The following is a 14,250-nucleotide window of genomic DNA, read 5'->3' on the forward strand; positions in this document are numbered from 1 at the left end:
CGTCACAGCCGCGGATCAACCGGCTCCGACTCCAGCGCCAGCACCCCGAACACCGCCTCGTGCACCCGCCACAGCGGCTCGCCCTCCGCCAGCCGGTCCAGTGCCTCCAGGCCCAGCGCGTACTCGCGGATCGCGAGGGAGCGCTTGTGGTTGAGGAAGCGGGAGCGGAGACGGGCGAGGTTCTCGGGGCGCGTGTACTCGGGACCGTAGATGATCCGCAGGTACTCACGGCCCCGGCACTTGATGCCGGGCTGCACCAGACGGCCCTGATCACTGCGCACAACCGCGCCGACCGGCTTGACGACCATGCCCTCGCCGCCGCGTCCCGTCATCTCCAGCCACCAGTCGACGCCCGCCCGCACCGACTCCGGGTCGGCGGTGTCGACGTACAGCCGACGGGTGGTCTGGAGCAGGCCGGTGCTGTCGTGCTCGACGAGGCGGTCGAGCAGAGTGAGCTGCTCGTCGTGCGGCAGGCCCGTGAGGCTGCGGCCCTGGACGGCGAGGATCTGGAACGGGGCCAGGCGGACGCCGTCGAGGCCGTCCGTGGTCCAGCAGTAGCGGCGGTACGACTCCGTGAACGCCGCGGCGTCCGCGGCCCGTTCGCGCTGCCGCGCCAGCAGGTCCGCCACCTCCACGCCCCGCGCCGCCGCACCCTCCAGCGCGGCGAGCGCGCCCGGGAACACCGCCCCGGAAGCGGCGCCCACGGCCGCGTACTGCGACCGCAGCAGCCCGGATGCCTTCAGCGACCACGGCATCAACTCGGCGTCGAGCAGCAGCCAGTCCGTCTCGAGTACGTCCCACAGGCCGGCCTGGGTCACGGCGGCCCGGACCCGGTCCAGGACCGACTCCGTCACCGAACCGTCGTCGAAGAACGGCCGTCCGGTACGGGTGTAAAGGGAACCCGTGGGACCGTCCACGCCGAACCGCTTCCGCGCCGCCTCCGCATCCCGGCACACCAGCGCCACCGCACGCGAACCCATGTGCTTCTCCTCGCACACGACCCGCGCGACGCCGTCCTCCCGGTACTGCGCGAAGGCCTCGGCCGGGTGCTCCAAGTAGCCCTCGACGTGCGAGGTGGCCGTCGGTGCCATGGTCGGCGGCAGGTACGGAAGCAGCCGCGGGTCGACGGCGAAGCGGCTCATGACCTCCAGAGCAGCGGCCGCGTTCTCCTCGCGGACCGCGATACGGCCCTGGTGCCGGGTCTCGACCACCCTGCGCCCCTGCACGTCGGCAAGGTCGAGCGGCCGTCCGTCGTGTCCGCCGGGTGCCTCGGTCCGCAGCGGCTTGGTCGGCTCGTACCAGACCTGCTCGGCCGGTACGTCGACCAGCTCCCGCTCCGGCCAGCGCAGCGCGGTCAGCTTGCCGCCGAACACAGCGCCGGTGTCGAGGCAAATCGTGTTGTTGAGCCACGTGGCCTCGGGCACGGGAGTGTGGCCGTAGACCACTGCCGCCCGGCCCCGGTAGTCCTCGGCCCACGGGTAGCGCACCGGCAGCCCGAACTCGTCCGTCTCGCCGGTGGTGTCGCCGTACAGCGCGTGCGAGCGCACCCGCCCGGAGGTGCGGCCGTGGTACTTCTCCGGGAGCCCGGCGTGACAGACGACCAGCCGGCCGCCGTCGAGGACGTAGTGGCTGACCAGGCCGTCGATGAACTCCCGTACCTGGGCGAGGAATTCGTCCGACTGGTCCGCCATCTGCTCGATGGTTTCCGCCAGTCCGTGGGTGTGCTGGACCTTGCGGCCCTTCAGGTAGCGGCCGAACTTGTTCTCGTGGTTGCCCGGCACGCACAGTGCGTTCCCGGAGCCGACCATCGACATCACGCGGCGCAGCACGCCCGGGCTGTCCGGGCCGCGGTCGACGAGGTCGCCGACGAAGACCGCCGTACGGCCGTCGGGGTGGACGCCGTCGACGTAGCCCAACTTGCCGAGCAGGGACTCCAGTTCGGCGGCGCAGCCGTGGATGTCGCCGATGATGTCGAAGGGGCCGGTGAGGTGGGTCAGGTCGTTGAACCGCTTCTCGGTGACGATCGACGCGTTCTCGACCTCCTCGGTGCCCCGGAGGATGTGCACCTTGCGGAAGCCCTCGCGCTCCAAGTGCCGTAGCGAGCGGCGGAGTTCGCGGGTGTGGCGCTGGATGACCCGGCGGGGCATGTCGGCGCGGTCGCTGCGGGTGGCGTTGCGCTCGGCGCACACGTCCTCGGGCACGTCGAGCACGATGGCTATCGGCAGCACGTCGTACTGCCGGGCCAGCTCGATCAGCTGGCGCCGGGAGTCCGACTGCACGCTGGTCGCGTCGACGACCGTACGGCGGCCCGCGGCGAGGCGCTTGCCCGCGATGTAGTGCAGGACCTCGAAGGCGTCGCGGGTGGCGGACTGGTCGTTCTCGTCGTCGGAGACCAGGCCGCGGCAGAAGTCGGAGGAGATGACCTCGGTGGGCTTGAAGTTCCTGCGGGCGAAGGTGGACTTGCCGGAGCCGGAGGCGCCGATGAGCACCACGAGGGAGAGGTCGGTGACGGGCAGGGTGCGTCCCGTGCGGGTCTCGGTCATGCGGCCTTCGCCCCCAGCTCGTTCGTGCTCTTCATGGTGAATACGGCCATCTGCGTCGGCGGTCCCACGTCGGGGTCGTCCGGCCCCACGGGCACGAACTCCACGCCGTACCCGTGCCGTTCTGCGACGGCGTCGGCCCAGGTCCGGAACTCCTCGCGTGTCCACTCGAAGCGGTGGTCGCCGTGCCGGACGTGGCCGGCCGGGAGGGACTCCCAGCGGACGTTGTACTCGACGTTCGGGGTGGTCACGAGGACCGTCCGGGGGCGGGCGGAGCCGAACACCGCGTACTCCAGGGCGGGCAGCCGGGGCAGGTCGAGGTGCTCGATGACCTCGCTGAGCACGGCGGCGTCGTAGCCCTTGAGTCGGTTGTCGGTGTAGGCGAGCGAGCCCTGGAAGAGCTTGACGCGGGAGGCCTGGCGCTCGCCCATGCGGTCCAGCTTGAGGCGGCGGGAGGCGATGGTGAGCGCCCGCATCGACACGTCGACGCCGACGATCTCGGTGAACCGTGGGTCCTTGAGCAGCGCCTGCACCAACTGGCCCTGCCCGCAGCCCAGATCGAGCACGCGGGCGGCGCCGGACGTGCCGAGCGCCGCGATGATGGCGTCCCGGCGCTGCTCGGCGAGCGGGGTCGGCCGCTCCTCCGACTCGGTCTCCGCCTCCACCGCGTTGTCGATCTCCTCGACCTCGGTGTCGTCCGCCTCGGCCAGCCGCACCAGCTCCAGCCGCTCCATCGCCTGCCGGGTCAGCGACCAGCGCCGCGACAGATACCGGCTGGTGATCAGCTTCTGCTCGGGGTGCGCGGGCAGCCAGCCCTCACCCGCCCGCAGCAGCTTGTCGACCTCGTCGGGGGAGACCCAGTAGTGCTTGGCGTCGTCGAGCACGGGCAGCAGGACGTACAGGTGGCGCAGGGCCTCGGCGAGGGTGAGGGCCGAGGACTCCAGCACGAGACCGACGTACCGCGAGTCGCCCCACTCGGGGAACTGCGCGTCCAGCGCCACGGGTTCGACGGTGACCGTCCACCCGAGCGGCTCGAAGAGGCTCCGTACGAGGCCGGGGCCGCCGCGGGCGGGCAGCGCGGGCACCTCGATGCGCAACGGGCGTGCCTGCTGCGGGAGTTCGGGCCGTGCGGTGCAGGTGCCCTTCATCGCGCTGGAGAACACGCCGCTCAGGGCCACCGCGAGCAGTGAGGAGGCCGCGTACGGGCGGTCGTTCACGTACTGCGCGAGCGCCGCGTCGGGCGCGCCGCCCCGTCCCTTGCCCTTGCCGCGCCGGACCAGCGCCACCGCGTCGACCTCCAGCAGCAGCGCCGCGGTGCAGCGCTCGGCGCCCGCCTCGGGGTAGAGGACGTGCGCCGTGCCGTAGGACGTGGAGAACGCCTGCGCCTTCTCGGGATGCTTGTGCAGCAGGAAGCCGAGGTCGGTGGCGGGGCGTTCGTCGGTGCCGGTGCTGGTGATCGTCAGGAACACAGGGGCTCAGCCTTGGAATAGTGGTCTGAACTGCGGATACGCCCACCGTACAGAGGGGGCGTCGGCAGCACCCGGGGTTTTTCGCTAACCTCCCAGTCGCCCGGGCGTTCGAGTGGGGTACGACCGATCGCCCACCAGGTCCACCAGCGGAGGCATCACGTGACAGACGCCGGATTACGCGCGACCCCCATCGACACGAGCAAACCCCACTCGGCCCGCATGTACGACTACTTCCTCGGCGGGAAGGACAACTACCCGGTCGACGCGGAGGCGGGCGAACAGGTGATCTCCCTGTTCCCCGCGGTGCGGGAGATGGCGCGGACCAACCGCCGGTTCATGCACCGCGCCTCGCGGCTGCTGGCCGAGCGGGGTGTCCGCCAGTTCCTCGACATCGGGACCGGAATCCCGACCGAGCCGAACCTCCACCAGATCGTGCAGGGGATCGTTCCGGACGCCCGAGTGGTGTACGCCGACAATGATCCGATCGTCCTGCGGCACGCCGAGGCGCTGCTGCACAGCACACCCGAGGGAAGGACCGCCTACGTCCACGGCGACGTACGGGAACCGGGAAGAATCCTCGCGGCGGCACGGGAGACCCTCGACTTCACGGAGCCGATCGCGCTGTCCCTCGTGGCGCTCCTCCACCTGGTGGTGGACGAGGACGAACCCGGCCGGATCGTGCGCGAGTTGCTCGAACCTCTCGCATCCGGAAGCTACTTGACGCTGTCGCACGCAACGGGGGACTTCGACCCGGAGACCTGGCAGCGTGTCGTCGAGATCTACCGCAAGGGCGGCACTCCCGCGCAGGTGCGGTCGCGCGACGCATTCGCCGCCTTCTTCACGGGCCTCGACCTGCTGGACCCCGGCCTGACGCTCGCCGCGCACTGGCACCCCGAGCTCGGCGAGGAACGCGGCGGCGAGGACATACCCCTGTACGTGGGGGTGGCCCGCAAGCCATGAGGCCTCGTCCGGCGGATCGCTCGCCACCCGCTCTCCGATCCGCCGGACGACCGTTGCCCGGGAAGTCCTACGACAGCTGCGACTGGACCTCGGAGGAGATCAGGTCCAGGTGGTCCAGGTCGCCGAGGTCGAGGATCTGGAAGTAGAAGCGCCGGGCGCCGGTCTCGGCGTAGCGGCCGATCTTGTCGACGACCTCGGCGGGGGAACCGGCCAGGCCGTTCCTCTTCAGCTCGTCGACCTCGCGGCCGATCGCGGCGGCGCGGCGGGCGACCTCCTCGTCGTCCTTGCCGACACAGGCGACGAGGACATTGGAGTAGATGATCTCGTCGGCCTTGCGCCCGGCCTCCTCGGCGGCGGCACGGACCCGGCCGAACTGGCGCTCGCTGTCCTCGACGGAGGCGAACGGCATGTTGAACTCATCGGCGTACCGCGCGGCGAGGCGGGGCGTGCGGGTGGCGCCGTGGCCGCCGATGAGCACGGGGATCTTCGGCTGGGCGGGCTTGGGGAGGGCGGGCGAGTCGGTGAGGTCGTAGTACGTCCCGTGGAAGTCGAAGGTCCGGCCGACCTCCGTGGCCCACAGCCCGGTGACGATCTCCAGCTGCTCTTCGAGGCGGCCGAACTTCTCCTTCGGGAACGGGATGCCGTACGCCTTGTGCTCCTCCTCGGCCCAGCCCGCACCCAGGCCCAGCTCGACACGCCCACCCGACATCTGATCGACCTGCGCGACCTGGATGGCGAGGACACCGGGCAGCCGGAACGTAGCAGCGGTCATCAGCGTGCCGAGCCGGATGCGCCGGGTCTCCCGGGCCAGACCGGCGAGCGTGACCCAGGCGTCCGTGGGGCCCGGGAGGCCATCCCCGGAGCCCATCTTGAGGTAATGGTCGGAACGGAAGAAGGCATCGAACCCCAGATCCTCCGTGGCCTTGGCAACGGCGAGGAGGCTGTCATAGGTGGCGCCCTGCTGGGGCTCAGTAAAAATACGCAGATCCATACACCCATCCTGCACGCTCCGACCCCGCTCAGCCTCACCGGTCCCGTCGGCCCCAGCGGTCCCGGTCGCGTGAAAAGCGACGTCGCCTGCAGCGCCCCGAAAGGGGCGCGGGGCTGCATCTACATGCGGCTCCGCCGCGTGGGCGCGACCAGCCACAACGGACCCGCAGACGACCGACGGCCGTAGCAACACGTCCGCGGAGCTACCCCGCCTCCCTCTCCGGTAAGGCCTCCCCCAGATCCCGGTCCGTCAGCCGCCGCAACATCTCCAGCACCCGGTCACGAGATTCGTCCGCCGCATCGATCGCCTCCATGCACTGCCAGTACGTCGCTTCGTCGCCCGCGGAGGACGCGATGCCGACCAGCGCGATACCCACCTCGCCGAGCAGCCCGCCCAGATACATCAACGCCTGCCGGGCATCGCCCAGTTCCGTGAGCTGGGCGGCACGCAGGTCGGTGTCGGGGACGTCCGGGCGGTCCAGGACCCCGCAGCCTCTGCCCGCGAGTTCGGTCAACCCCAGTGCCTCACCCCGTAGTTCGGGTGGACCGGCGACCGCGAGGCGGCTGCCTATCGCCTGCGCGAGGGCCTGTGCCTGCCACGCTTCCGCCATGGTCTGTGGCGCCTCGCCGCTCCCCGCGAGCGCGCGCCTGCTCGTCACGATGAGCCGCACCGCGTCCATGCGCTGCCCCAGTCTGTCCCGACGCGCTCGTCGCGCGTTCGCCCGAACTCCACTGTCCACTACCCAGAGTGAGGTCCGATGGGACGAAAAGCCAGAGGAAGACGGAAATCTTCGGACAACAAATCGGATTCGGGCGGGTTTTTGACTACGGAGAGTAAAAATGGAGCCGCCAACTCCCCTGTCTCCCCTACTCGTCCCGCTCCCCCGCCGCCGGAAACCTCCGCTCGTTCCGGTCGATCTTCGCGTCCAGCGCGGCCAGCGGGTCGATGCCGAGGACCTCGCAAAGCTGCAGCAGATAGGCGAGCACATCGGCGACCTCGTCGGTGACCCGGTGCGCGGTGTCGGGGTCGTCCATGACGCGGGACGACTCCTCGGGCGTCAACCACTGGAAGATCTCGACGAGTTCGGAGGCCTCCACGCTGAGCGCGGCGACGAGGTTCTTGGGGGTGTGGTACGGCTGCCAGTTCCGCGCGGCGGCGAACTCGGCCAGCCTGCGCTGCAGTTTCGCCAGGTCCAGGTCGTCAGTCACGCGTCAAGGTGTACCACCGTGACGCCGTCCGTCCCCGCGGCCCAGGACGCGTCGCTCACCGCGCCGACCAGGCGGATATGCCCGCGCTCGCACATCCGCGTCGCCAGCCGCAGCAGACCGTCGCGCTGCCGTGGGTCCAGGGAGCGGTCGAGACCGTCGGCGAGGACGGTGAGCGTCTGCAGGGCGGCGGGCACCTCCCCGGCCGGGTCGACCTCGAGGACGCCGGGCCCGGTGAGCAGGACCAGCGTCAGCGCGAGATGCCTCAACTCGCCGTCGCCGAGCCGTTCGAGGGCGGTGCGCGGGCCGTCGCCCCGGTCGAGTACGGCGCGGACCGTGCCGTCGCCGAGGGGTTCGGCGAGGACGTCCGCGACGGGTCCGGCGCATCCGGCGCGCACCGCCGCGACGAGCTGCGCGTGCCGCCGGCCGCACTCGGTGCGGGTGCGCCACAGGACGTCCGCGAGGTTGTCGCAGCCGCCGAGGAGCCGCCCGGAGCCGAGCGGCACGGGCCCGCGCATACGGTCGGGCCGTGGGTCGCAGGCGAAGACGGAGCGCAGGGCGACGACCATCTGCTCGGCGGCGGCGAGGACGCGCCGCTGCCCGTCCGTCTTGCCGGCCACCCGCAGCGGCAGCAGTGCGGTGCCGAGCCGGTCGTCCGGCAGCGGGGCGCGGGTGACGGGCGCCGATCCGGCGGTGTGCCAGGCGGCCTGTACGGCACGGCGCCCGGGGTCGCGCAGGGCGGTCTCCAGGAGGACGAGTCCCTCGGCGCTCAACCGCTCGCCCACGATGCGCAGTTCGGGCTCGGCCTGGACGGCGACATCGAGCCGGACCGGACCCTCGGGACCGTCGGCGGTGCAGCCGATCCGGAAGCCGCGGCGGCGCTGCGCGTCGGGCCGCGCCCGCTCGGGAACGCAGGCGGCCGGATCCGGGAACACCTCACCGAGCTCGGCCCCTCCCCCGAGCCGCGCCAGCGCCTCGTACGCCCTGAGCGCACTGGTCTTCCCGCAGCCGCTCCGGCCGGCGAAGAGCGTGAGCGGCCCGAGCGGAAACCCGGCCCGCCGGTGCCCGGCGAACGCCGACAGCCGCAACTCGGTGACACAGGGCCGGTCGGGTCGGTTCCCGATGGGCGCGGGTGCACAGGAAAGCGAGGATGAAGGAGACGAAGAGGACGCAGAGGACGCAGAGATCGCCGAAGACCTGGGAGTCCCCGGCGACGCGGATGACGCGGGCATATCCGGACCGTAGGGCTCCGTCCGTCAGCCGAACCGTTCCGCCCCGTCCCGCTTCCTACGATCGAGGGATTGGCGCGGCATCACGGGCCCGCCACGCCTTCCATCAGCCCGCTCACCTCGGTGCCCGGCGGCGTCAGCAGGAACACATTGCGGTCGACGCGATGCATCCCGCTCGCCAGGCCGAAGACGACGCCGGTGCTGAAGTCCAGGACGCGCTTGGCGACTTCGGTCTCCGCTCCGGTCAGGTCGAGCAGCACCGGGATGCCCGCCATCAGCGTCTCGGCGACTTCGCGGGCATCGCCGAAGACGCTCACCCTCAGGACGACGAACCGGCGCCGCGGTTCGGTGTCCGCGTCCGGAAGCGCACGGTGGTCCACCGCGGACGGCCAGGCATCGCGACCACGCAGCGGTACGACCTGGGCGAGCCCTTCCCACTGTTCATCGGTGACGTCATGACCGTTCACCGGTTCCCCCCGAAGTGACTCGCCTTCAATGCCTGCACCAGCCAATTCTTACGCCACACCACCCGTTCGGCCCAACCGCGACACGGTCCCGCCCCGGCACATGACAAGTGTCACTCCGGTCCGGATCCCGGTTGCTGCCTGAAGATGACGCCGCTGTGGCTGGCTGCGGGGGTGACCGCGCCGGCGTCGGAGTTCGCCGGCGCGGGAACGCCGCCGCGGATGCAGGTGACCTCGGTGCGGCGCTCCCCGGGCCGTCAGGCCGCCGTGCGGACGAAGCGGAGGGTGGCGGCGACCGTCGTGAGGCCGCGGATCATGCCGAGCTGGTTCCAGCCCATGCCGAACTGGTCGCGGTCCACGGAGAGTTCCGCGTCCAGGGTGAGCGAGTCGGCGTCCGAGCCGATCAGGCGGGCGGTGAAGGACTGGGGGCGGCTGATGCCGCGCGCGGTCAGCTGACCGACGACGTGGACCTGGTCGCCGTCGCGGAGCTCGGCGCTGCGGACCGCGAAGGTGATCTCGGGGTGGTGGTCGGCGTCGAAGAAGTCGGCGGACCGCAGGTGGGTGTCGCGCTTGGCGTTGCCGGTGTCCAGGGTGGTGGCGTCCAGGGTCACGGTGCCGATGGCCGACCCGTCGGACCGCACCTCGCCCTGGCCGGTGACGGCGCCGAAGGTGCCCTTCACCGTGACCAGGCCCCACATCGTCTTGTGCCGGAGGGCGACGGTGGAGGCGGTGGTGTCGAGCTGCCACAGTCCGGTTTCCACGGCGACGGTCATGATCGTTCCTGCTTTCCTGATGACTGCCTGATAGCTGCCTGGGTGCTTCAAATTTGGATGACCTCACGCTAGCCGACTATCCAAACCTGAACAACCCCTCGTCCAAAAATGGACAACAGGTACACTCGAATCCATGGCCGACTCCGACGCACACTCCGCCGACCTGCCCGAATGCCCCTCCGCGCAGGGTGGCGGACTGCTGCCCTCCGAGCTGCGCGCCTGGATGGTGCTGCTGGCCGCGACGGGCGCCGTCGAGCAGCGGCTGCGGGCCGTGGTCAAGGAGCGGCTGGACGTCTCGCACGACGAGTTCCTGGTCCTGTGCCTGCTGGCCGAGCAGCCCGAGACGGGTCTGCGCATGACCCGGATCGCCGAGCTCCTGGGCCGCCCCAAGACCCGGCTCACCTACCAGATCGCCTGCCTCCAGCACGCCGGCCTGGTCTCCCGCAGATCGGTCTGCGGCGACAAGCGCGGCATCGAGGTGACCCTCACGGAGAAGGCCCGCCGTCTGCTGTCGGAGGCCTCCGGCGGCCTCGCCGACACGGTCAAGGAGGCCCTCGCCCAGTTCATGGGGGCCGACCAGCGGGAGGCCATGTGCGGCCTGGTGCCCGACCTCGTCGAGGAGCCGGAGGGGCGCTGACGCCCCGGTTGTCCCGAGGAGCCCGGGGTACCCGGCTGCCGACCGCAGCCGAAGGAGCGCTTCATGGCCGTGTCCGACCTGCCCGCACCCGTCACCCGCCGAGGGGCCGCGCCGCCGGTCGACGGCGGTGGCCTGGAGGAGGCGCTGCGCGCACGCGTCGACGGTGAGGTGCGGTTCGACGCCGGGAGCCGGGCCGCGTACTCGACCGACGCCTCCAACTTCCGGCAGACCCCGATCGGCGTGGTCGTCCCCCGTACCCCCGAAGCGGCCGTGGAAGCCGTTGCCGTCGCGCGCGAGTACGACGCACCCGTGCTGTCCCGGGGCGGCGGGACGAGCCTGGCCGGGCAGTGCACCAACACGGCCGTGGTGATCGACTGGTCCAAGTACTGCAACCGCCTGGAGTCCGTGGACACCGGCGCCCGCACCTGCGTCGTCCAGCCCGGCATCGTGCTCGACGACCTCAACCGGCAACTCGCGGACACCGGGCTGCGCTTCGGACCCGAACCCGCCACCCACATGAACTGCACGATCGGCGGCATGATCGGCAACAACTCGTGCGGCGCAACCGCCCAGGCCACCGGCAAGGTGGTCGACAACGTCGCCCGCCTGGAGGTGCTCCTCTACGACGGCACCCGCTTCTGGTGCGGCCCGACCGACGACGAGGAGTACGCCGAGATCGAGCGGCACGGCGACCTCCGCTCGGCGGTCTACCGGCGGTTGCGCGCCCTGCGCGACACCTACGCCGACGAGATCCGTCACCGCTTCCCCGACATCCCGCGCCGCGTCTCCGGCTACAACCTCGACTCACTGCTGCCGGAACACGGTTTCGACGTCGCCGGACTGCTGGTCGGCAGCGAGTCCACGCTCGTCACCGTGGTGCGGGCGGAACTGAAGCTGGTGCCCGTGGTGAAGGAACGGACGCTGGTCGTGCTCGGGTTCCCGAGCGTCGAGCGGGCCGCCGACTCGGTGCCGGAGATCCTGCCGTACGAGCCGATGGCGCTGGAGGGCGTCGACTCGAAGCTCATCCGCGACGAGCAGCTCAAGCACCTCAATCCCCAGGCGATCTCCGAACTCCCCGAAGGCAAGGCCTACTTGATGGCCGAGTTCGGCGGCGACACGCTCGAGGAGTCGGACCGGCGGGCGCACCGCATGCTGGCCGCGCTGCACGAGAGCGAGCACGACCCCGAGGTCGCGTTCGTGGACGACCCGGACCGCGAGGAGGAGCTGTGGCAGGTCCGCGAGGCCGGGCTCGGCGCCACCGCGCACGTCCCGCACCGGCCCGACACCTTCGAGGGCTGGGAGGACTCCGCCATACCGCCCGAACGGCTCGGTGACTATCTGCGCCGGCTGCAGGACCTGTTCGAGGAGTTCGGCTACCGCAGCGACACCGGGCCCAGCCTCTACGGCCACTTCGGGCAGGGCTGTGTGCACACCCGGATCCCCTTCGACCTGTACTCCGCCGACGGTGTGGCCGCCTACCGGCGCTTCATGGAACGGGCGGCCGATCTGGTCACCGAGTTCGGCGGGTCCTTCTCCGGTGAGCACGGGGACGGGCAGAGCCGGGGCGAGCTGCTGGCGCGGATGTTCGGGGAGGAGCTGGTCGAGGCGTTCGGCCGCCTCAAGGCGGTCTTCGATCCGCGGGACCGGATGAATCCCGGCAAGGTCGTGGCGCCGTACGGGCTCGACGAGCATCTGCGCCTCGGCGGCGACTGGGCGCCGTACGACCCGCGCGACCTGCACTTCCGTTTCCCGCACGACGGCGGGTCGTTCGCCGAGGCCGCGAACCGGTGCGTGGGCGTCGGCAAGTGCCGCCAACTCACCAACAAGGGCGGCGCGGTGATGTGCCCCTCCTACCAAGTCACCCTGGAGGAGGAGCACTCCACGCGCGGCCGGGCCCGCCTGCTGTTCGAGATGCTCGACGGGCACGGCGACGGCGCGATCCGGGACGGCTGGCGGTCGGAGGCGGTGAAGGACGCCCTCGATCTGTGTCTGGCGTGCAAGGGGTGCAAGAGCGACTGTCCGGCCGACGTCGACATGGCCACGTACAAGGCGGAGTTCCTCGCCCACCACTACGCGCGCCGGCCCTGGCGCAGGCCACGCTCCGACCTGACCATGGGCTGGCTGCCGGTCGCCGCCCAGGCGGTGGGCCGCTCGCGGCTGGGGCCGCTGGTCAACGCCTTCACTCACCTGCCGCCGCTGTCGAAGGCGGCCGTGGCGCTCGCGGGCGTCGAGGATCGGGAGCTGCCACGGTTCGCCGGTCGCACACTGCAGCAGTGGTTCACCCGGCACAGGCCGTACGGCGACGGGGCGCGCGGGACGGTCCTGCTGTGGCCGGACACCTTCACCAACTTCTTCCACCCGCACGTCGGTCGGGCCGCCGTCCGGCTGCTGGAGCACGCCGGCTGGCGGGTCGAGCTGCCCCGCGAACCGCTGTGCTGCGGGCTGACCTGGATCTCCACCGGGCAACTCGGCGTCGCCGAACGGGTACTCGCCCGGACCGTCCGCCGCCTCGCCGGGCACATCCGCGACGGCGGCCTGGTCGTCGGTCTCGAACCGAGCTGCACGGCCGTCTTCCGCTCGGACGCGGCAGAGCTGTTCCCCGGCGACCGGGATGTACGCAGGCTGCGCGACCAAACCGTGACGCTGGCCGAACTGCTCACCGAGCACTCCCCCGGCTACGAGCCCCCACGGCTGCCCGGCCGGGAGGCGCTGGTCCAGGTGCACTGCCATCAGCACGCGGTGCTGGGCTGGGACGCCGACCAGGACTTGCTCGGCCGGGCGGGGGTCGAGGCCGAGCGGCTGGAGTCCGGGTGCTGCGGACTGGCCGGCAACTTCGGTTTCGAGCGGGGGCACTTGGAGGTGAGCAAGGCCTGCGCGGAGCGGGTGTTGTTGCCGCGGTTGCGGGAGACGGACGCGGGTGTGGCTGTGCTGGCGGACGGGTTCAGTTGCCGAACGCAGATCCATGAGCTGGACAGTGGGGGGCATGAAGGGGTGCACCTGGCGGAGCTGCTGGCGTCGGGGCTGCCCCGTACGTGACCAGGCACCCCTCTCAGGGGCTCTGTTCGAAGTGGCTCGGCCGGCTATCGCACCGCACCAGGCGCCCCTCGCTCGCGGCGCGGACGCGCGGCATGAGAGTCCATGTGCCATCGGCCCGGAGCAGCGCGGCCGAGTGCCACGGCGTCGTCCAGGCGTCCGGCGCGTCGAGCAGCCGGATGCCGAACTTGGCGGCACCGACCGGCTGGGGGTGGATGGACAGGCGTACGGCACCGGGGTGGTGCTCGGCGATCAGGTCGCCCCAGGCGCGGCTGCGCTGAATGACGCCGTATGCGCGTCGTCGGCATTCACGCTGGAGGGCGGAACGGGTACCGGAGAAGCCGGCCGTGTCCTCGACGAGGAACCGGGTGATGCCCCGGTAGAGAGCTAGGGCGTGGTCGTCGGAACGGACCTCGGCGCGCAGGGCGTCCACCGTGGGGGCGTAGCGCTCGTGGACGTGGGCGCGTTTCGTGTCGTTCGGCAGGTCGCCGAGGATGTCCCGGAGATCGAACACCGACAGTCTCTCCAGGCCCAACTGGTCTATGAGGAGGCGGAGTTCGTCGGCGTACGCGTCGATGTGCTCGTCCGGGACACGGATCAGGTCGCCGAAGACATGGCCGTCGGAGCAGATGATGACGCGGGCACCGGGTGCGTAGATGTGCTCCACCTCCTCGCAGAGGGAGTCCAGGAAGCGGAGGGAGAGGCGTTCGCCCTGGTCGGGGAGGTGGCCGAGGACTTTGGCGGGGTTGGGGGACTTGCAGGGGAAGCCGGGGAGGGTGAAGCGGACGGGTGCGCCGGCTCGTACGAAGGCGTCGATCCGGCGCAGTTGGTGGGGGAACGCCTCGGCGGGGGCGGTGCGGGTGGCGTCCGTGGTGCGGTGGTGCGGGAGCAGCAGGCGCAGGATCGACGCGCTCGTGGTGAGCGTGTCCGGCGAGGTCGTCGACGGCAT

The 14,250-nt window shown here is 71.2% G+C and carries 12 protein-coding genes; 3 read left to right on the top strand and 9 right to left on the bottom strand.

Annotated elements, in window-relative coordinates; all coding sequences use genetic code 11:
* Positions 1–2 precede the first annotated feature (2 nt).
* Together OG828_RS13600 and OG828_RS13605 are read right to left on the bottom strand one after the other, a co-directional pair.
* Positions 3–2,543, bottom strand: coding sequence for a polynucleotide kinase-phosphatase (locus OG828_RS13600; RefSeq protein ID WP_328501274.1), 2,541 nt, complete (start codon positions 2,541–2,543; stop codon positions 3–5).
* Positions 2,540–4,009, bottom strand: a complete 1,470-nt coding sequence (locus OG828_RS13605; protein ID WP_328501275.1) for a 3' terminal RNA ribose 2'-O-methyltransferase Hen1 — start codon at positions 4,007–4,009, stop codon at positions 2,540–2,542. The genes OG828_RS13600 and OG828_RS13605 overlap by 4 nt, the downstream gene beginning before the upstream one ends.
* A gap of 159 nt (positions 4,010–4,168) precedes the next feature.
* Between OG828_RS13605 and OG828_RS13610 the strand changes: the two genes are divergently transcribed.
* Positions 4,169–4,969, top strand: a complete 801-nt coding sequence (locus OG828_RS13610) for an SAM-dependent methyltransferase (RefSeq protein ID WP_328501276.1) — start codon at positions 4,169–4,171, stop codon at positions 4,967–4,969.
* A gap of 67 nt (positions 4,970–5,036) precedes the next feature.
* On the opposite strand, the gene OG828_RS13615 is transcribed toward OG828_RS13610, so the two are convergent.
* From OG828_RS13615 to OG828_RS13640, 6 genes are all read right to left on the bottom strand, one after another.
* A complete protein-coding gene (locus OG828_RS13615) occupies positions 5,037–5,960 on the bottom strand; it encodes an LLM class F420-dependent oxidoreductase (protein ID WP_328501277.1) in 924 nt (307 codons plus the stop codon).
* Positions 5,961–6,162: 202 nt separating this feature from the next.
* Positions 6,163–6,639: a DUF6099 family protein gene (locus OG828_RS13620; protein WP_328355011.1), complete on the bottom strand. Its 477-nt coding sequence runs from the start codon at positions 6,637–6,639 to the stop codon at positions 6,163–6,165.
* A gap of 187 nt (positions 6,640–6,826) precedes the next feature.
* Positions 6,827–7,168, bottom strand: a complete 342-nt coding sequence (locus OG828_RS13625) for a nucleotide pyrophosphohydrolase (protein WP_328355014.1) — start codon at positions 7,166–7,168, stop codon at positions 6,827–6,829.
* Positions 7,165–8,397: an ATP-binding protein gene (locus tag OG828_RS13630; protein ID WP_328501278.1), complete on the bottom strand. Its 1,233-nt coding sequence runs from the start codon at positions 8,395–8,397 to the stop codon at positions 7,165–7,167. Before OG828_RS13630 ends, OG828_RS13625 begins: the two co-directional genes overlap by 4 nt.
* 80 nt (positions 8,398–8,477) lie before the next feature.
* Positions 8,478–8,861 (bottom strand): cell division protein SepF, encoded by a 384-nt coding sequence (locus OG828_RS13635; RefSeq protein ID WP_210576962.1) that lies wholly within the window; start codon positions 8,859–8,861, stop codon positions 8,478–8,480.
* A 254-nt stretch (positions 8,862–9,115) separates the two neighbouring features.
* The gene (locus tag OG828_RS13640) at positions 9,116–9,631 is read right to left on the bottom strand and encodes a YceI family protein (RefSeq protein ID WP_328501279.1); all 516 of its coding nucleotides are present in this window, start codon (positions 9,629–9,631) and stop codon (positions 9,116–9,118) included.
* 133 nt (positions 9,632–9,764) lie between these two features.
* Here OG828_RS13640 and OG828_RS13645 point away from each other — a divergent pair, with 133 nt between their 5' ends.
* The gene (locus OG828_RS13645) at positions 9,765–10,268 is read left to right on the top strand and encodes a MarR family winged helix-turn-helix transcriptional regulator (protein ID WP_328501280.1); all 504 of its coding nucleotides are present in this window, start codon (positions 9,765–9,767) and stop codon (positions 10,266–10,268) included.
* Between the two features lie 63 nt (positions 10,269–10,331).
* A complete protein-coding gene (locus OG828_RS13650) occupies positions 10,332–13,304 on the top strand; it encodes an FAD-binding and (Fe-S)-binding domain-containing protein (RefSeq protein WP_328501281.1) in 2,973 nt (990 codons plus the stop codon).
* A gap of 13 nt (positions 13,305–13,317) precedes the next feature.
* Here the strand turns inward: OG828_RS13650 and OG828_RS13655 are convergent, their stop codons facing one another.
* Entirely contained in the window at positions 13,318–14,250 is a 933-nt protein-coding gene (locus tag OG828_RS13655) for an isocyanide synthase family protein (protein ID WP_328501282.1), read from the bottom strand.

This window comes from Streptomyces sp. NBC_00457 (assembly GCF_036014015.1).
Lineage (GTDB): Bacteria > Actinomycetota > Actinomycetes > Streptomycetales > Streptomycetaceae > Streptomyces.